The following is a 16,843-nucleotide window of genomic DNA, read 5'->3' as shown; positions in this document are numbered from 1 at the left end:
AGACCCTTGCCGGTGCTCGTGAAGTTGTACAAGTCGAACAGCAGTTTATTGACCTGTGATGAGTAAGGGGTAACCGCGAAAGTGGCTTCGCAAGAAGCAGGTCGAAGTGGCAAAAAGTTATCCGCGAAGTTACCCGGATAATTAGCCGCTTAATAACGATGCGCCGTACTGCGGGAAATAACCGCAGCGGTGCTGGATATGAACTGAGGTAGACAAGCGATATGACTGCAGAACGGCAAGTGGTGCTGATTACCGGCGCGGCGCGTGGCATTGGCGCGGCCATCGCCGAGCGATTCATCGACGATGGTTTCGATGTGATCCTCAACCACCGCAGGGCCCAGGGCAAGGGCGCGGCCAACCTCGACAACCTGCTGGCGCGGGCCGAGGCGCGTGGCGTGCGGGCCTACAAGGCGCTGGCGGATATCGCCGAGGCGCGCGATATCGAGCAGATGATCAAGGGCCTGCAGGCCGAAGGTGTCGAGCGCATCAACCACCTGGTGCTGAACGCCGCCAGCGCGCCGTTCAAGGGTATTCGCGAGCTGACCAAGCACGACTGGAAGCAGCTGTTCGGCACCAGCCTGGTGGGCAACGTGGCGGTGATCAACGGCGTGGTGCCGCTGATGCCGGCCGGCGGCACCATCTGCGCGATCTCCGGGGTTGGCTCGCACACCGTGCTGCCCAACTATCCGCTGGGCCTGATGAAGGCCGCCCTGGAGAACCTGGTGCGCTACATGGAGGTGGATCTGTACGACAAGGGCATCCGCGTCAACGGCGTCTGCGGCGGGGTGGTGAAGAGCGAGATGATGCCGTTCCTGGCGGAGATGTGGCCGGGCATGATCGAGCGCCTGGAAGCTTCCGGCCGGCGCTGGGCGCTGGAACCGGTGGAGATCGCCAATATCGTGGCCTTCCTCGCTTCCGACCGCTCCTCGGCCATCCGCGGGGAAATCCTCATGGCCACCGGCGGTACCGGCCTGGCTGCCTGACCGTCGTTGCCTGCCCATCGGCTGCCCTGGGGGCCGGTGGGCGTTGTTGCCTCACTGCCCCTGCCAGCGCTTGAACACCAGGGTGGCGTTAGTGCCGCCGAAGCCGAAGCTGTTGCTCATCACCGTGTTCAGGCGCACGTCGTGGCGGGGTTCGCGCAGCACCGGCATGTCGGTCAGCTCGGGGTCGAGGTTGTCGATATTGGCCGAGGCGGCGATGAAGTTGTCCTGCATCATCAACAGGCAGTAGATCGCCTCGTGTACCCCGGCGGCGCCCAGGGCGTGGCCGGACAGGCTCTTGGTCGAGCTGATCGGTGGCAGGTGGCGGCCGAACACCTTGCGGATGGCACGCATCTCGGCCAGGTCGCCGACCGGGGTCGAGGTGCCGTGGGTGTTCAGGTAGTCGATCTCGTCGTCGATCCCGGCCAGGGCTTCCTGCATGCAGCGCATGCCGCCTTCGCCACTGGGCGCGACCATGTCGTAGCCGTCCGAGGTGGCGCCGTAGCCGATGATTTCCGCGTAGATCTTCGCCCCGCGCTTGAGCGCATGCTCCAGCGCCTCGACCACCACGATGCCGCCGCCGGCGGCGATGACGAAACCGTCGCGGCGGGTGTCGTAGGGGCGCGAGGCCTTCTGCGGGTTATCGTTGTACTGGCTGGAGAGGGCGCCCATGGCATCGAACAGGTAGCTCTGGCTCCAGTGCTCCTCCTCGCCGCCGCCAGCGAAGATGATGTCCTGCCGGCCCATGCGGATCTGCTCCATGGCGTGGCCGATGCAGTGCGCGCTGGTGGCGCAGGCCGAGGCGATCGAGTAGCTGACGCCCTTGATGCGAAAGGGCGTGGCCAGGCAGGCGGACACCGTGTTGCTCATGGTGCGTGGCACGCGGAAGGGGCCGACGCGGGCGATGCCCTTCTCGCGCAGGATGTCCATGGCCTCCATCTGGTTGAACGCCGAGGCACCGCCAGAGCCGGCGATCAGCCCGGTGCGCGGGTGGGAAATGTGGTTGTTGCCCAGACCGGCATCCTGCACCGCGCGCTGCATGGCCAGGTAGGCGTAGGCGGCGGCATCGCCCATGAAGCGTTTGACCTTGCGGTCGATGTTGAGGTCGTCCATGTCCAGCGGCACCGCGCCGCATACCTGGCTGCGCATGCCGACTTCGGCATAGGCCGGATTGAAGCGGATGCCCGAGCGGCCGGCGCGCAGGTTGGCGGTGACGGTTTGCTGGTCATTGCCCAGGCTGGAGACCAGGCCCAGGCCGGTAATCACGACGCGGCGCATATGCAAATTCCCTTTGGCGGCTGGCGATGCGCGGGCACTTTCCCGGAGCCGGTAAGTGCCGCTTATGCAATGGCAGATAAATAAACAAAGTTCTCCGGAAATTACCAGCCAAATATGCGCTTTATGCGCAGTGGAGCGGAAAATTACAGCGCTGAAAAATGCGCGCAATGCATAGCGAAAAGTTAGGTTGCTAGATCAGGTTTATTTAGCGGCTTAGTTGCCGGCTGAAATAACTTGGCGGTACGGACAAAGTTTTGTCGAAAGGCGCTGCAAGTGCATGGAAAACCTGCGGCGCATGACCTCGCCCGGGCGGGCGAGGTCGGCGGGGTCACAGCGGCAGGCCGGCCTTGATGCGGTACTGGTTGCGTACCGGCGTGGCGTACTGGCGGATCAGCCAGGGGCGTTGCTCGGCCGGGCAGACATCCAGGCGGCGCTGCCATTCGCCGCGGGCACGCTGGATTTCGGCGGCGGGGAACAGCTGCTCGAGCGGGGCAATGTTCAGCTCGGCGTCGCGTTCGTCCCACTCGGCGTAGGCCAGGTAATGCACCGGGAACAGCCGGTAGCCGGTGAGGATGTGCCGATCCATCAGGGCGGCGAGCTGTTTGGCATCCTCGAAACCGGTGCTCACCTGGCTGCCGAAGTGCACATGGACGCGGCCCTTGTAGCCGGTAATGCCGAGGGCGATGCTGGCGTCGTCCTCGCCCGGTGCCTTCTCGTAGCTGCCGCTGCTGGCGCGGATCGACAGCTCGCGGGCCTTGGCCAGGTCGCAGGGGTCGTACTCGTAGCTGATCGATACCGGGATCAGGTTGAGCGAGTCGAGCACCTCGGTGAAGGGTTCGTCCTTGCGGCTCATGTGGAACATCTTGAGGATCGCCGAGTCGGTGCGGTCGTCACCGTCCTTGGCGCGGCCCTCGGCCTGGGCGATCCAGATCGACTGGCCGTCAGTGCGGATCGAATGGTTGATATAGGCCGACAGCAACTGGAAGGCCGCCAGTTTCTCGCGGCGCCCGGCCAGGTTGCGGTGCACGATGAAGCTCTTGTTCAGGCGCATCAGGTCGCTGACGAAGGGGCGTTGCAGCAGGTTGTCGCCGATGGCGATGCGCGGCGTCGGCAGCCCGGCGTGGTACACCGCGTAGTTGACGAAGGCCGGATCCATCACGATGTCGCGGTGGTTGGCGAGGAACAGGTAGGCGCTGCCCGGCTTGAGCTGCTCCAGGCCGGAGTAGGTCACGCCGTCGGTGGCGTGCTCGATGGTGCGGTCGACATAGGGCTCGATCCGCTCCTGCAGCGCGTTCACCGAATTCACATCGGCCAGCTGCTGGCGCAGCCGATGGGCTATAAGAGGTTTGAGCAGCCAGCCGAATGCACCGGCCAGGCGCGGGAAGCGGAAGCGCGTCAGGGTTCCGAGAAAAGTCGGATCGGCCAGCAGGCGGGCCAGGACGGCGGGGACTTCGTGGTCGGCGTAGGGTCGGATGGAATCGAATTCGCCCATCATGTTCTCGTTGTTCAGGTATCTGGGCCCGCGGCACATCGCATGGGCCTGCAATAGACCGGCGATTGTACCCGCAAGTCACAGTGGAGGTCGTGATGCTGGAAGCACAGACGTATCAATGCCCCTATTGCGGCGAACCGGCCGAGGCGCTGCTCGACCTGTCCGCCGGTGACCAGGAGTACATCGAGGATTGCCCGGTGTGCTGCCGGCCGATCATCTTCGATCTGCGCACCGATGGCGACGACTGGTCGCTGGATGTGCGCACGGAGAACGACTGATGCAGCGCATCTACGAGCCGCAGGATCTGCTGGAAGCCGAGCTGCTGCTGGGCATGCTGGCCAGCGAAGGGGTGGACGCGCATCTCACCGGGCGCCACCTGCTCGGCGCCATCGGCGAGCTACCAGCGCTGGGGCTGCTCGGCTTGCTGGTGCAGGACGACGATGCCGAGCACGCACGCCGGCTGATCGCCGCGTACAATGCCGCCGCGCCGCTGCCCGGCGATGAGCCGGATGCCTGCCCCGGAGTGTTGCTCTGTTAGCCTGGGCTGGCTGTCGATTTCCTTTTTCCTGCCTGATGAGCCCGCTGTCTTATGAGTGGACGTTACGCCCTGTTTCGCTGGTCGCAGAGCCTGGCCACCTTGCCCGGTTTCCCTGCCGGGCAGGCGCCGCACTGGAACCTCTCGCCGGGCAACCAGGTGCTGTTTCTGCGCCACGTCGGCGGCGAGCTGCAGGCTGCCAGCGGCCGCTGGGGGCTGACCCCGCCCTGGCTCGACGACCTGAGCAAGGCGCCGGCCCATGCCCGGGCGGAAACCCTCGCCACGCAGCCGATGTTCCGTGAGGCATTCCGCCAGCGTCGCTGCCTGCTGCCGGCCAATGGCTTCTACGAGTGGCGCGGTGAGCTGCGCAAACGGCCGTTCTGGCTGACCGGCGAGGGCAGCCTGCTGCACTTCGCTGCGCTGTGGGAGGCCTATCCGGCGGGCGATCAGGTTTACCTGAGCGTGGCCATGATTACCCAGCCCGCCGCTCACCTGCGCCGGCCCTTGCTGCTCGACGAAGCGCAGCAGCAAGCCTGGCTGGCTGCCGACACGCCGCTGGCGGAGCTCAATGCCTTGCTGCTGACGCCGACTCCGGCGCTGCGCGAGCGGGTGCTGGCCAATCTGGTCAACGATCCCAAGTTCGATGCGCCGGAGTGCCTGACGCCGGCCTGAAGCAGATCTATCCCTGTAGGAGCGAGCTCTGCTCGCGAAGCGCTTCGTTTGCCGGCTTCGCGAGCAGAGCTCGCTCCTACAAATCCCCTCCGCCCTGTGTGCCGATCAATCAACCGAGCTGCTGATACTCCGGCCGCTGCGCCAAGCCTTCCTTCAAGAGCTCGACCAGCTGGCGCACCTTGGGTGACAGGTGCCGTTGCTGCGGATACAGCGCCCATACCGCCGTATGTGGCGGCCGGTGCTGCTCCAGCAGGTCGACCAGCGCACCGCTGCGCAGGTGTGCCTGCACGTAGTAGTCGGGCAGCTGGCACAGGCCGAAGCCACGCAGAGCAGCGTCGAGCACGGCCTCGCCGCTGTTGCAGCGCCAGTTGCCCTGTACCCGCGTGTTCAGTTCGCGACCGTCCTGCTGGAAGCTCCAGCTGTCGCTGCTGCCGACCAGGCAGTTGTGCCGCGCCAGCTCCGACAGCGAATGCGGCCGGCCATAGCGCTCCAGGTAGGCTGGTGCCGCGCACAGGTGCATGACCCGCGGCGCCAGGCGGGTGGCCACCAGGCGCGAGTCGTGCAGGCGGCCGAGGCGGATGGCCAGGTCGAAGCCGCCCTGCAGCAGGTCGAGGGTCTGGTTGCTCAGTTCGATCTCCACCCGCAGCTGCGGATGGCGCTGCATGAACTCGTTGACCAGCGGCACCACGAAGCGCTCGCCATAGGCCACGGCGCAGGTCATGCGCAGCAACCCCTTGGGCTCGCCGGCCAGATCACCGACCGCGCGCAGGGCTTCCTCGCGGGCGTCCTGCAGACGCTGGCAGTGCTGCAGGAAGGTCTGCCCGGCTTCGGTCAGCGCCACCTTGCGTGTGCTGCGGTAGAACAGGCGGGTCTGCAGGCGCTCCTCGAGGCGCGCCACCTGGCGACTGACCTGCGAGGTGGACAGCCCCAGGCGTTGCGCGGCAGCGGCGAAGCGGCCGCATTCGGCGACCGCGACGAACTCGTCCAGACCTTCCCAGTTGCTCATCTATTATCCCTGGTTGGCAATAATGTTTTGCTGATTGCCTGGATTATCCAGAAAAACGCTGAGATCTACACTCTCGGCACTTTCATCCACTGGAGAACGTCCATGATCAAGTCCCGTGCCGCCGTCGCGTTCGGCCCCAATCAGCCGCTCAAGATCGTCGAAGTGGACGTCGCTCCGCCGAAGGCCGGTGAAGTGCTGGTGCGCATCGTCGCCACCGGCGTATGCCACACCGACGCCTACACCCTGTCCGGTGCCGACTCCGAGGGCGTGTTTCCATCGATCCTCGGTCACGAGGGGGGCGGCATCGTCGAGGCGGTGGGCGAGGGCGTGACCTCGGTGCAGGTCGGCGACCACGTGATCCCGCTGTACACGGCCGAATGCCGCGAGTGCAAATTCTGCAAATCCGGCAAGACCAACCTGTGCCAGAAAGTCCGCGCCACCCAGGGCAAGGGCCTGATGCCGGACGGCACCAGCCGCTTCAGCTACAACGGCGAGCCGATCTACCACTACATGGGCTGCTCGACCTTTTCCGAGTACACCGTGCTGCCGGAAATCTCCCTGGCGGTGATCCCGAAGGACGCGCCGCTGGAGAAGGTCTGCCTGCTCGGCTGCGGCGTCACCACCGGCATTGGCGCCGTGCTCAACACCGCCAAGGTGGAAGAGGGCGCCACCGTGGCGATCTTCGGCCTGGGCGGCATCGGCCTGGCGGCGATCATCGGCGCCAAGATGGCCAAAGCCAGCCGCATCATCGCCATCGACATCAACCCGGCCAAGTTCGACGTGGCCCGCGAGCTGGGCGCGACCGACTTCGTCAATCCCAAAGACCACGCCAAGCCGATCCAGGACGTGATCATCGAGATGACCGATGGCGGTGTCGACTACAGCTTCGAGTGCGTCGGCAACGTGCAGCTGATGCGCGCGGCGCTGGAGTGCGCGCACAAGGGCTGGGGCGAGAGTGTGATCATCGGCGTGGCCGGTGCCGGCCAGGAGATCAGCACCCGTCCGTTCCAACTGGTGACCGGGCGCGTCTGGCGCGGTTCGGCCTTCGGCGGCGTCAAGGGTCGTACCGAGCTGCCGAGCTACGTCGAAAAGTCGCAGAAGGGCGAGATCCCGCTGGACACCTTCATCACCCACACCATGGGCCTGGACGAGATCAACACCGCCTTCGACCTTATGCACGAAGGCAAGAGCATCCGTACCGTTATCCACTTCTAAGTACGAATGGCGCCTGGGCTGTTACCCGGGCGCCTGTGCATTCGAGGATTGCCCATGAGCTTGGAAATCGTTTCCAGCAACAAGAGCTGTGGCGGCTGGCACAAGCGCTATCGCCACCGCTCCACCGCGCTCAACTGCGACATGGTGTTCGCCGTATACCTGCCGCCGCAGGCGGAGCAGGGCGCCAAGCTGCCAGTGCTGTACTGGTTGAGTGGGCTGACCTGCACCGACGAGAACTTTATGCAGAAGGCCGGCGCACAGAAGCTCGCCGCCGAGCTCGGCCTGATCATAGTGGCGCCGGACACCAGCCCGCGCGGCGAAGGCGTGCCGGATGACGCCAACAAGGCCTGGGACTTCGGCCTCGGCGCCGGTTTCTACCTCAACGCCACCCAGGAACCCTGGGCGCGCCACTACCGCATGTACGACTACGTGGTGCAGGAGCTGCCGGCGCTGATCGAGGCCAACTTCCCGGTATCAGACAAGCGTGGCATCAGCGGCCACTCCATGGGCGGTCACGGGGCGCTGATCTGCGCGCTGAAGAACCCAGGGCGCTACCAGTCGGTCTCGGCTTTCTCGCCGATCAGCAACCCGCTCAACTGCCCCTGGGGTGAGAAGGCGTTCTCCCACTACCTGGGCGATGACCGTTCGCGCTGGCGCGAGTGGGACGCCTGCGTGCTGCTGGCCGAGGCGAGCGAGAAGCTGCCGATCCTGGTCGACCAGGGCGATCGCGACGACTTCCTTGAAGTCCAGCTCAAGCCCCAGGCCCTGCAGGCCGCGGCCAAGGCTGCCGAGCATCCGCTGACCCTGCGCCTGCAGCCGGGTTACGACCACAGCTATTACTTCATCGCCAGCTTTATCGACGACCATCTGCGCCATCATGCGGCGGCGCTTTTGTAGGAGCGAGCTTTGCTCGCGAAGCTTTGTATGCGCTGAATTCGCGAGCAGAGCTCGCTCCTACGGTAGAATCACGCCCTGACATTTTCAGGGCGTTCTTCCTTATGCGTATCGGCCATGGCTACGACGTGCACCGCTTCGGCGAGGGCGATTTCATCACCCTCGGCGGCGTGCGCATTCCCCACAAGTTCGGCCTGATCGCCCATTCCGATGGCGATGTGCTGCTGCATGCGCTCAGCGATGCGCTGCTCGGCGCCGCGGCGCTGGGCGATATCGGCAAGCACTTTCCCGATACCGACCCGACTTTCAAGGGCGCCGACAGCCGTGCTCTGCTGCGCCATGTGGTCGGCCTGATCCACGCCAAAGGCTATGTGGTCGGCAACGTCGACGGCACTATCGTCGCCCAGGCGCCGAAGATGGCGCCGCATATCGAGACCATGCGCGCTCTGATCGCCGCCGACCTGCAGGTCGAGCTGGATCAGGTCAACGTCAAGGCCACTACCACCGAGAAGCTCGGCTTTACCGGTCGTGAGGAAGGCATTGCGGTACACGCAGTGGCGCTGTTGGTGAAGGCATGAACGAGCTGCAGCTGCTCGGCCCGCGCGCCCATGGCGAGGCCTGTGGTCGCGCCGTGCTCAAGGCCACGGCGGAAGATTTCCAGGTCGACGAAGTGCTCGACATCCCGCTGTCCGGCCAGGGCGAACACCTGTGGCTGTGGGTGGAAAAGCGCGGCCTCAATACCGAGGAGGCGGCGCGCCGCCTGGCCCGGGCCGCCGGCGTATCGCAGCGCAATATCAGCTACGCCGGGCTGAAGGATCGCCAGGCGCTGACCCGTCAGTGGTTCAGCCTGCATTTGCCGGGCAAGGCCGATCCCGACCTGAGCGCGGCCGAAGGCCACAGCCTGAGTATCCTCAAGACCGCACGGCACTCGCGCAAACTGCAGCGCGGCGCCCATTCGGCCAACGGTTTTACCCTGCGCCTGACCCAGTTCGACGGCGACAAGGCAGCGCTGGAGCAGCGCCTGCAGCAGATCCAGGCCCAGGGCGTGCCCAACTATTACGGCCTGCAGCGTTTCGGTTTCCAGGGCGGCAACGTCTTCGAGGCGCGCCAGTTCGCTGAGCGTCACGAGCTGCCGGAGCCGCGCAATCTGCGCTCGCGCCTGCTCTCGGCGGCGCGCAGCTACCTGTTCAATCGCCTGTTGGGCGAGCGGGTGGCGGCGGGTAACTGGAACCAGGTCGCGGTCGGCGACCTGCTGGCCTTTACCGACAGCCGCAGCTTCTTTATGGCCGGCGAGGCCGAGTGCAGCGACCCGCGCCTGGCCATTCTCGACCTGCATCCCACCGGGCCGCTGTGGGGCGCCGGGCCGTCGCCCGCTGCCGGTGCCGCGCACGAGCTGGAGCAGGGCGTGGCCACCAGCGAGCAGGCCCTGGCGGACTGGCTAGTCGAAGCGGGCATGGCGCACGAACGGCGCATCCTGCGCCTCCCCATCGGCGGTTTGACGTGGCATTATCCGGAGCCTGACATTCTGCAACTGCACTTCGTCCTGCCGGCCGGATGCTTCGCCACCGTGGTGGTGCGCGAACTGGTCGATCTACTGCCGGCAGGGCAGATGGAAAACCCATGCGAATTCTGATTTCCAACGACGACGGGGTAATGGCGCCCGGTATCGCCGCGCTGCATGGCGCGCTGGCCGACTACGCCGACTGTGTGATCGTTGCCCCGGCCGAGGACAAGAGCGGCGCCAGCAGCTCGCTGACCCTCGACCGTCCGCTGCACCCGACGCGCCTGCCCAATGGCTATATCAGCCTCAATGGCACACCGACCGATTGTGTGCACCTGGGGCTCAACGGCCTGTTCGAGCAGGTGCCGGAGATGGTGGTATCGGGCATCAACCTGGGCGCCAACCTGGGCGACGACGTGCTGTATTCCGGCACAGTGGCCGCGGCGCTGGAAGGGCGCTTTCTCAATCGTCCGGCGTTCGCTTTCTCGTTGCTGTCGCGCCAGCCAGACAATCTGCCGACGGCCGCCTATTTCGCCCGCAAGCTGGTCGAGGCCCACGGGCAGCTCGATCTGCCGCCGCGCAGCGTGCTCAACGTCAACGTGCCTAACCTGCCGCTGGAGCGCATCCGCGGTATCCAGCTGACCCGTCTCGGCCACCGCGCCCGCGCGGCGGCGCCGGTCAAGGTGGTCAACCCGCGTGGCAAGGAAGGCTACTGGATTTCGATTTCCGGCGATGCCGAGGATGGCGGCCCGGGTACCGACTTCCATGCGGTGATGCAGGGTTACGTGTCGATCACCCCGCTGCAGCTGGATCGCACCTTCAACGACGCCTTCGCCAGTCTCGAGGGTTGGCTGGAGGGCCTGCTCTGATGCGCGGCCAGGATCATCTGCAACGCCACGGGATCGGCATGACCTCGCAACGGACCCGCGAGCGGCTGATCGAACGGCTGTACGAGGAAGGCCTGTCCAATCCGCGGGTGCTGGAAGTCATTCGCCGCACGCCGCGCCACCTGTTCGTCGACGAGGCGCTGGCCCATCGCGCCTACGAAGACACTGCGCTGCCCATCGGCCACAACCAGACCATCTCCCAGCCGTACATGGTCGGGCGTATGACCGAGCTGCTGCTTGCTGCCGGGCCGCTGGACAAGGTGCTGGAGATCGGCACCGGCTCCGGTTACCAGACCGCCGTGCTGGCGCAGCTGGTCGAGCGGGTGTTTTCCGTCGAGCGCATCCAGAGCCTGCAGGACAAGGCCAAGGAGCGCCTGGTCGAACTCAACCTGCGCAACGTGGTATTTCGCTGGGGCGATGGCTGGGAAGGCTGGAATGCCCTGGGGCCATATAACGGCATCATCGTCACCGCAGCTGCCGCCGAAGTGCCACAGGCTCTGCTGGATCAACTGGCGCCCGGGGGGCGTCTGGTGATTCCGGTGGGTGCCGGCGATGTGCAGGAGTTGCTGCTGATCATCCGCGAAGAGGATGGCTACAGCCGGCATGTGCTTGATCTGGTGCGCTTCGTGCCACTGCTCAACGGCCCGTTGGCCTGAGCGGATCGTCATGGCGGAACCCGCGCGGCAAGCGACTGGTTCTGCCGGAAAATTCCGGCACAATGCAGACCTATATTTCCAAGAAACACCGGCAAGGGGAGCACGGGGTGAGTCCAAGCAGACAGCAGCGAAAGTGCCTGATGGGCCTGAGTGGCCTGGGGGCCGCGGTTTTCGCCGCCATCCTGTCGGGCTGTAACAGCTCGCCTGCCACGCCGGTGCAGGTCGTGGATCGTACCCATGGCGCCGGCAATGCGGCGCCGACGCGACCGCAGGCCACGGGCGGCCAGTACATCGTGCAGCGCGGCGACACGCTGTACTCCATCGCCTTCCGTTTCGGCTGGGACTGGAAGGCGCTGGCGGCGCGCAACAACATCGCGGCGCCCTACACCATTGTGCCGGGGCAGCGGATTCGCTTCGATCTGCCCCAGGGCGCGGCGCCCGTCGTGGCCCAGAATGTTCCGCCGGCCAGTGTGCCGCAGGGGAGCAAGCCGGCGAGTACTGTGGTGACCACTCGCCCACCGGCGCCGGCCGCGCAGCCCAATCCGCCGCTGCAGCAGCCTGCTCAGGTTCCGATCACCCAGGCGCCAGGGCCGGTCAGCAGCACTCCTGCGGTGGCCGGCAAGGTACAGGCGGTCAACCGTTCTGCCCAGGGCTGGGCATGGCCGGCAGGCGGTGCCCTGATCGGCAAATTCTCCTCAAACGGCAGTTTGAATAAAGGAATTGATATCGCCGGGGAATTGGGCCAGCCTGTTTTAGCTGCGTCTGATGGTTCCGTGGTGTACGCCGGAAGTGGTTTACGGGGCTACGGTGAACTGGTGATCATCAAGCACAGCGATACCTACGTAAGCGCCTACGGACATAACCGCAGGCTGCTGGTTCGGGAGGGACAGCAGGTCAAAGCTGGGCAACATATCGCCGAGATGGGCTCCACGGGAACCGACCGGGTGAAACTCCATTTTGAGATTCGCCGCCAGGGCAAACCTGTAGACCCCCTGCAATATCTGCCTCGCCGTTGATCCTGCCGCCAGCCCGTAACCACCCGTGGGTGGAGCGGGCTTTGGTGTTGCCAGGGAGTTATCCAGTCTTTTCAGCAGAAGCGATGTGTCGGCGGCAGGCTTGCTTGCAGGTGAGCTTGGGGGGCCGATTCTCTCTGTGAAGAAAGCCTGTTTAAAGGTGCGCCAGGGCTTGTTGTCGAACTCAATGAAAGGACAACAACAATGGCACTCAAAAAAGAAGCGCCGGAGTTTGACGTCGACGATGAAGTGCTTCTGATGGAGCCCGGCATCGTTCTGGAAGATCTGACAGAGGAAGCCGAGCTGTCGCTTTCCAGCGCCAAATCCAGAAATTCGACCACTAGTCTCAAGCAACACAAATACATCGATTACACCCGGGCGCTAGACGCCACTCAGCTGTACCTCAACGAAATCGGTTTTTCCCCTCTGCTGACTCCCCAGGAAGAAGTGCACTTCGCGCGTTTGGCGCAGAAGGGCGATCCGGCTGGGCGCAAACGCATGATCGAGAGCAACTTGCGCCTGGTGGTGAAGATCGCCCGTCGCTATGTCAATCGCGGCCTGTCACTGCTGGATCTGATCGAAGAGGGCAACCTCGGTCTGATTCGTGCGGTCGAGAAGTTCGACCCCGAGCGCGGCTTCCGCTTCTCGACCTATGCCACCTGGTGGATCCGTCAGACCATCGAGCGGGCGATCATGAATCAGACCCGCACGATTCGCCTGCCAATCCATGTGGTCAAGGAACTCAACGTCTACCTGCGCGCCGCCCGCGAGCTGACCCAGAAGCTGGATCACGAGCCGTCGGCGGAAGAGATCGCCAACCTGCTGGAGAAGCCGGTCGACGAGGTCAAGCGCATGCTCGGCCTCAACGAACGGGTTACTTCGGTGGACGTCTCCCTCGGCCCGGACTCGGACAAGACTCTGCTTGATACCCTCACCGATGATCGCCCTTCGGATCCCTGTGATCTGCTGCAGGACGATGATCTTTCGGAGAGCATCGATCAGTGGCTGTCGGAGCTCACCGACAAACAGCGCGAAGTGGTGGTGCGGCGCTTTGGCCTGCGTGGCCATGAGAGTTGCACGCTGGAAGAGGTTGGCCAGGAAATCGGCCTGACCCGCGAACGGGTACGGCAGATCCAGGTGGAGGCGCTCAAACGGTTGCGTGAGATTCTGGAGAAAAATGGCTTGTCGAGCGACGCCTTGTTCCAGTAGCTGATCTCTCGCAGCTTGAAAAAACCCGGCGTATGCCGGGTTTTTTATGGGGGGCATGTAAGCCTTCGCTTACATCTGCTGTAGGACATCGCAGGAAAGGCGCGCCAGAAGTCGACGTTTTTCCAGCGTTGAATTTTTATAACTATATGTATTAAAAGGATTTTTATTTTTTAGAGTAGGCCGGAAGGCAAGGTCTGGCGTCTGTAGGTGGCCTTGTGAGCAGCGGGGTAAGAGGTAATATGAAGCTGTGCCAAGGGAAAGGCGCAGGTTGTCAGGACGACGACCAGGGAACCACTGCAGGATGCAGTTCATCAGGAAGATGGCAGGATTCTCAGGGAGTAGGGAAAAAAGAGTGGGCGGCAATAGCCGCCCCTTTTTTTGCCCGGAGAAAACTGCCCACAGCAAAAGGCCCGCAGCGAGCGGGCCTTTTACGTTGCAGCAGGAGCTTAGCGCTCCAGATGCTTCAGCTTGTCCTTCACGCCATCCCACTCTTCGGCGTCGGCCAGCGCTTCTTTCTTCTCGGTGATGTTCGGCCAGACTTCCGCCAGCTCGGTGTTCAGCGCGATGAACTCCTGCATGTCTTCCGGCACTTCGTCTTCTGAGAAGATGGCCTGGGCTGGGCATTCTGGCTCGCAGAGGGCGCAGTCGATGCACTCGTCCGGATGGATAACCAGAAAGTTCGGGCCTTCGTAGAAGCAGTCCACCGGACAAACTTCCACGCAGTCGGTGTATTTGCACTTGATGCAGTTGTCGGTGACGACGAAAGTCATGTTCTGATTCTCTCCTCAAACAGCGGCCGTGCCCCGTTCTGGGTGGGTCTTCGGCACAAAAAGTGACGGCCTCGACTCAGGCTGGAGGTCGGGCAATCTTAAAAGCGCGCGGATTCTACCAGTTTGCGAGGCTCGCTGTCAGATCCGCGTCTTCCATGTATATAACAGCTCCAGCGCGCGACGCGGTGTCAGATCATCGGGATTGATCTTGGCCAATTCCTCCAGCACCGGATGCGGCAGGCTGGCGAACAGGTCGTTCTGCATCGGAGCGGCCGGCTGGCCAGGGGTAGCATGCGGTGCTTCGTGAGGCAGGCTGGTGGTTTCCAAGCGCGCCAGGTGCTCGCGGGCGCGCTGGATCACCGGTGCCGGTACGCCTGCCAGTTGCGCCACGGCCAGGCCATAACTCTGGCTGGCCGGGCCAGGCAGAACGTGGTGCAGGAAGACGATGCGCTCGTTGTGCTCGGTGGCATTGAGGTGCACGTTGGCCACTACCGGCTGGCTTTCCGGCAACACGGTCAGCTCGAAGTAGTGGGTGGCGAACAGCGTCCAGGCGCGCAGGCTGGCCAGCTGTTCGGCAGCCGACCAGGCCAGCGACAGGCCGTCGAAGGTACTGGTGCCGCGGCCGACTTCGTCCATCAGTACCAGGCTGCGCTCGCTGGCGTTGTGCAGGATGTTGGCGGTTTCGCTCATCTCGACCATGAAGGTCGAGCGCCCGCCGGCCAGGTCGTCGCTGGAGCCGATGCGGGTGAAGATGCGGTCGACCAGCGACAGCTCGCAGCTGGCTGCCGGGACGAAGCTGCCGATATGGGCGAGCAGCACGATCAGCGCGGTCTGGCGCATGTAGGTCGATTTACCGCCCATGTTCGGGCCGGTGATGATCAGCATGCGGGTGTCGTCATCGAGGCCCAGATCGTTGGCCACGAACGGCGTGTCCAGCACTTGCTCGACCACTGGATGGCGGCCCTGGCTGATGCGCATGCAGGGTTCTTCGACGAAGCGCGGGCGATTGAGGTCGAGGTTCAGCGCGCGCTCGGCCAGGTTGCTCAGCACGTCCAGCTCGGCCAGGGCTGCGGCGGTGTCCTGCAGCGGCGCCAGATGGCCAATCAGGTGTTCCAGCAGCTCGTCGTACAGCAGCTTCTCGCGGGCCAGGGCGCGGCTCTTGGCCGACAGTGCCTTGTCCTCGAACTCCTTGAGCTCCGGGGTGATGAAGCGCTCGGCACCTTTCAGGGTCTGCCGGCGTATGTAGTCGGCCGGCGCCGATTCGGCCTGCTTGCTCGGCAGCTCGATGAAGTAGCCATGCACGCGGTTGTAGCCGACCTTGAGATTGGCCAGGCCGGTACGCGCCTTTTCGCGCACTTCCAGATCCATCAGGTACTGGCCGGCGTTCTCGCTGAGCGACTGCAGCTCGTCCAGCTCGGCGTCGTAGCCAGTCTTGAGTACGCCGCCGTCGCGGATCACCGCCGGCGGATTGTCGATGATGGCGCGGGCCAGCAGATCGGCCAGCTCCGGATAGGTGCGGATATTCACCGCCAGCTCGCTCAGGTGTGGCACTTCCAGCTTGGCCATGCCGCTCTGCAGCTGTGGCAGGGCGGCGAGGGCGTCGCGCAGGCGCGCCAGGTCACGCGGGCGGGCGTTGCGCAGGCCGATACGGGCGAGGATGCGCTCGACATCGCCAATATCCTTGAGCTGCGGCTGGATCAGTTCGAACTGGTAGCGGTCGAGCAGACAGGCGATGGAGTCCTGGCGACCTTCCAGAATCGTGCGATCACGCAGTGGGCGGTTCAGCCAGCGGGTCAGCAAACGCGAACCCATGGCCGTCTGACAGCGGTCGACCACCGATTGCAGGGTGTTGTCGCGGCCGCCAGCGAGGTTGGTGTCCAGCTCCAGGTTGCGCCGGCTGGCGCCATCGAGGATCACCGTGTCGTCCAGGCGCTCGTGGCGCAGGCTGCGCAGGTGCGGCAGGGCGGTGCGCTGGGTTTCCTTGGCGTAGCCGAGCAGGCAGCCGGCGGCACCGATGGCCAGGCTCAGGTTCTCGCAGCCGAAGCCTTTCAGATCCTGGGTGGCGAACTGTTGGCACAGGCTCTTGCGTGCGCTGTCGCGGTCGAAGTCCCAGGGCGCACGGCGACGACTGCCACGGCGCTTCTCCACGGGCAGGCCTTGCGGCCAGTCGTCGGGGTAGAGCAGCTCGGCCGGGCTCAGGCGCTCCAGCTCGGCCAGCAGGTTTTCCCAGCCCTTGAGTTCCTGCACGGTGAAGCGGCCGCTGGTGATGTCCAGGGTGGCCAGGCCGAACAGGCGTTCGTCGCCCAGCACGGCGGCCAGCAGGTTGTCGCGGCGCTCGTCGAGCAGGGCTTCGTCGCTGATGGTGCCGGGGGTGATGATGCGCACCACCTGGCGTTCCACCGGGCCCTTGCTGGTGGCCGGGTCGCCGATCTGTTCGCAGATCACCACCGACTCGCCGAGCTTGACCAGCTTGGCCAGGTAGCCTTCGGCCGAGTGGTGTGGGATGCCGCACATCGGGATCGACTGACCGGCCGAGGAGCCGCGCGCGGTCAGGGTGATGTCGAGCAGTGCCGCCGCCTTCTTCGCGTCCTCATAGAAGATCTCGTAGAAGTCGCCCATGCGATAGAACATCAGTTGATCCGGGTGCTGGTTCTTCAGCTTCCAGTACTGCTGCATCATGGGGGTGTGGGCGGAAAGATCGCTCATTGTTCGGGGTGTCCGGCTGAAATCGCAAA

Annotated in this window: 17 protein-coding genes; 12 read left to right on the top strand and 5 right to left on the bottom strand. The window is 64.4% G+C overall.

The window, feature by feature from the left end; all coding sequences use genetic code 11:
- Positions 1-221: 221 nt before the first annotated feature.
- On the top strand, positions 222-983 hold the full coding sequence (locus A9179_RS16890; protein WP_187807373.1) for an SDR family oxidoreductase: 762 nt from the start codon (positions 222-224) through the stop codon (positions 981-983).
- Between the two features lie 51 nt (positions 984-1,034).
- On the opposite strand, the gene fabB is transcribed toward A9179_RS16890, so the two are convergent.
- Positions 1,035-2,258 carry a beta-ketoacyl-ACP synthase I gene (fabB, locus tag A9179_RS16885; protein WP_187807372.1) on the bottom strand — a complete coding sequence of 408 codons (1,224 nt, stop codon included), beginning with the start codon at positions 2,256-2,258 and terminating at the stop codon, positions 1,035-1,037.
- A 328-nt stretch (positions 2,259-2,586) separates the two neighbouring features.
- Positions 2,587-3,750 carry a 1-acyl-sn-glycerol-3-phosphate acyltransferase gene (locus A9179_RS16880; protein WP_187807371.1) on the bottom strand — a complete coding sequence of 388 codons (1,164 nt, stop codon included), beginning with the start codon at positions 3,748-3,750 and terminating at the stop codon, positions 2,587-2,589.
- A 95-nt stretch (positions 3,751-3,845) separates the two neighbouring features.
- On the opposite strand from A9179_RS16880, the gene A9179_RS16875 reads away from it, so the two are divergent.
- The 3 genes from A9179_RS16875 to A9179_RS16865 are packed head-to-tail and all read left to right on the top strand — an operon-like array spanning position 3,846 to position 4,957.
- Positions 3,846-4,028 carry a CPXCG motif-containing cysteine-rich protein gene (locus tag A9179_RS16875; protein ID WP_187807370.1) on the top strand — a complete coding sequence of 61 codons (183 nt, stop codon included), beginning with the start codon at positions 3,846-3,848 and terminating at the stop codon, positions 4,026-4,028.
- Entirely contained in the window at positions 4,028-4,288 is a 261-nt protein-coding gene (locus A9179_RS16870; protein ID WP_187807369.1) for a putative signal transducing protein, read from the top strand. Before A9179_RS16875 ends, A9179_RS16870 begins: the two co-directional genes overlap by 1 nt.
- 51 nt (positions 4,289-4,339) lie before the next feature.
- A complete protein-coding gene (locus A9179_RS16865) occupies positions 4,340-4,957 on the top strand; it encodes an SOS response-associated peptidase (protein WP_187807368.1) in 618 nt (205 codons plus the stop codon).
- A 109-nt stretch (positions 4,958-5,066) separates the two neighbouring features.
- Here the strand turns inward: A9179_RS16865 and A9179_RS16860 are convergent, their stop codons facing one another.
- Positions 5,067-5,963 carry a LysR substrate-binding domain-containing protein gene (locus A9179_RS16860; RefSeq protein ID WP_187807367.1) on the bottom strand — a complete coding sequence of 299 codons (897 nt, stop codon included), beginning with the start codon at positions 5,961-5,963 and terminating at the stop codon, positions 5,067-5,069.
- Positions 5,964-6,065: 102 nt separating this feature from the next.
- Here A9179_RS16860 and A9179_RS16855 point away from each other — a divergent pair, with 102 nt between their 5' ends.
- From A9179_RS16855 to rpoS, 8 genes are all read left to right on the top strand, one after another.
- Positions 6,066-7,178, top strand: coding sequence for an S-(hydroxymethyl)glutathione dehydrogenase/class III alcohol dehydrogenase (locus A9179_RS16855; RefSeq protein WP_187807366.1), 1,113 nt, complete (start codon positions 6,066-6,068; stop codon positions 7,176-7,178).
- A 54-nt stretch (positions 7,179-7,232) separates the two neighbouring features.
- Entirely contained in the window at positions 7,233-8,075 is an 843-nt protein-coding gene (gene fghA / locus A9179_RS16850; RefSeq protein ID WP_394354738.1) for an S-formylglutathione hydrolase, read from the top strand.
- Positions 8,076-8,176: 101 nt separating this feature from the next.
- The gene (gene ispF / locus A9179_RS16845; RefSeq protein WP_187807364.1) at positions 8,177-8,650 is read left to right on the top strand and encodes a 2-C-methyl-D-erythritol 2,4-cyclodiphosphate synthase; all 474 of its coding nucleotides are present in this window, start codon (positions 8,177-8,179) and stop codon (positions 8,648-8,650) included.
- Positions 8,647-9,705, top strand: a complete 1,059-nt coding sequence (truD, locus tag A9179_RS16840) for a tRNA pseudouridine(13) synthase TruD (protein ID WP_187807363.1) — start codon at positions 8,647-8,649, stop codon at positions 9,703-9,705. Before ispF ends, truD begins: the two co-directional genes overlap by 4 nt.
- Positions 9,693-10,442 carry a 5'/3'-nucleotidase SurE gene (gene surE / locus A9179_RS16835; RefSeq protein ID WP_187807362.1) on the top strand — a complete coding sequence of 250 codons (750 nt, stop codon included), beginning with the start codon at positions 9,693-9,695 and terminating at the stop codon, positions 10,440-10,442. The genes truD and surE overlap by 13 nt, the downstream gene beginning before the upstream one ends.
- Positions 10,442-11,116: a protein-L-isoaspartate(D-aspartate) O-methyltransferase gene (locus A9179_RS16830; protein ID WP_394354737.1), complete on the top strand. Its 675-nt coding sequence runs from the start codon at positions 10,442-10,444 to the stop codon at positions 11,114-11,116. The genes surE and A9179_RS16830 overlap by 1 nt, the downstream gene beginning before the upstream one ends.
- A 140-nt stretch (positions 11,117-11,256) precedes the next feature.
- Positions 11,257-12,132: a peptidoglycan DD-metalloendopeptidase family protein gene (locus tag A9179_RS16825; protein WP_187808620.1), complete on the top strand. Its 876-nt coding sequence runs from the start codon at positions 11,257-11,259 to the stop codon at positions 12,130-12,132.
- A gap of 201 nt (positions 12,133-12,333) precedes the next feature.
- Complete coding sequence (gene rpoS, locus A9179_RS16820) at positions 12,334-13,338, top strand: RNA polymerase sigma factor RpoS (RefSeq protein ID WP_187807360.1); 1,005 nt, start codon at positions 12,334-12,336, stop codon at positions 13,336-13,338.
- 446 nt (positions 13,339-13,784) lie between these two features.
- Here the strand turns inward: rpoS and fdxA are convergent, their stop codons facing one another.
- Together fdxA and mutS are read right to left on the bottom strand one after the other, a co-directional pair.
- The gene (gene fdxA / locus A9179_RS16815; protein WP_187807359.1) at positions 13,785-14,108 is read right to left on the bottom strand and encodes a ferredoxin FdxA; all 324 of its coding nucleotides are present in this window, start codon (positions 14,106-14,108) and stop codon (positions 13,785-13,787) included.
- 138 nt (positions 14,109-14,246) lie between these two features.
- Positions 14,247-16,814, bottom strand: a complete 2,568-nt coding sequence (gene mutS / locus A9179_RS16810) for a DNA mismatch repair protein MutS (RefSeq protein WP_187807358.1) — start codon at positions 16,812-16,814, stop codon at positions 14,247-14,249.
- Between the last annotated feature and the right edge of the window lie 29 nt (positions 16,815-16,843).

Origin of the sequence: Pseudomonas alcaligenes (assembly GCF_014490745.1) — a bacterium.
GTDB lineage: Bacteria > Pseudomonadota > Gammaproteobacteria > Pseudomonadales > Pseudomonadaceae > Aquipseudomonas > Aquipseudomonas alcaligenes_C.
This window is presented reverse-complemented; position numbering and strand designations above follow the sequence as displayed.

Bases quoted from the DNA above. Each gene is read 5' to 3' on its own strand.
- A9179_RS16890 (WP_187807373.1), top strand. From the start codon at position 222: ATGACTGCAGAACGGCAAGTGGTGCTGATTACCGGCGCGGCGCGTGGC.
- fabB (WP_187807372.1), bottom strand. From the start codon at position 2,258: ATGCGCCGCGTCGTGATTACCGGCCTGGGCCTGGTCTCCAGCCTGGGC.
- A9179_RS16880 (WP_187807371.1), bottom strand. From the start codon at position 3,750: ATGGGCGAATTCGATTCCATCCGACCCTACGCCGACCACGAAGTCCCC.
- A9179_RS16875 (WP_187807370.1), top strand. From the start codon at position 3,846: ATGCTGGAAGCACAGACGTATCAATGCCCCTATTGCGGCGAACCGGCC.
- A9179_RS16870 (WP_187807369.1), top strand. From the start codon at position 4,028: ATGCAGCGCATCTACGAGCCGCAGGATCTGCTGGAAGCCGAGCTGCTG.
- A9179_RS16865 (WP_187807368.1), top strand. From the start codon at position 4,340: ATGAGTGGACGTTACGCCCTGTTTCGCTGGTCGCAGAGCCTGGCCACC.
- A9179_RS16860 (WP_187807367.1), bottom strand. From the start codon at position 5,963: ATGAGCAACTGGGAAGGTCTGGACGAGTTCGTCGCGGTCGCCGAATGC.
- A9179_RS16855 (WP_187807366.1), top strand. From the start codon at position 6,066: ATGATCAAGTCCCGTGCCGCCGTCGCGTTCGGCCCCAATCAGCCGCTC.
- fghA (WP_394354738.1), top strand. From the start codon at position 7,233: ATGAGCTTGGAAATCGTTTCCAGCAACAAGAGCTGTGGCGGCTGGCAC.
- ispF (WP_187807364.1), top strand. From the start codon at position 8,177: ATGCGTATCGGCCATGGCTACGACGTGCACCGCTTCGGCGAGGGCGAT.
- truD (WP_187807363.1), top strand. From the start codon at position 8,647: ATGAACGAGCTGCAGCTGCTCGGCCCGCGCGCCCATGGCGAGGCCTGT.
- surE (WP_187807362.1), top strand. From the start codon at position 9,693: ATGCGAATTCTGATTTCCAACGACGACGGGGTAATGGCGCCCGGTATC.
- A9179_RS16830 (WP_394354737.1), top strand. From the start codon at position 10,442: ATGCGCGGCCAGGATCATCTGCAACGCCACGGGATCGGCATGACCTCG.
- A9179_RS16825 (WP_187808620.1), top strand. From the start codon at position 11,257: ATGGGCCTGAGTGGCCTGGGGGCCGCGGTTTTCGCCGCCATCCTGTCG.
- rpoS (WP_187807360.1), top strand. From the start codon at position 12,334: ATGGCACTCAAAAAAGAAGCGCCGGAGTTTGACGTCGACGATGAAGTG.
- fdxA (WP_187807359.1), bottom strand. From the start codon at position 14,108: ATGACTTTCGTCGTCACCGACAACTGCATCAAGTGCAAATACACCGAC.
- mutS (WP_187807358.1), bottom strand. From the start codon at position 16,814: ATGAGCGATCTTTCCGCCCACACCCCCATGATGCAGCAGTACTGGAAG.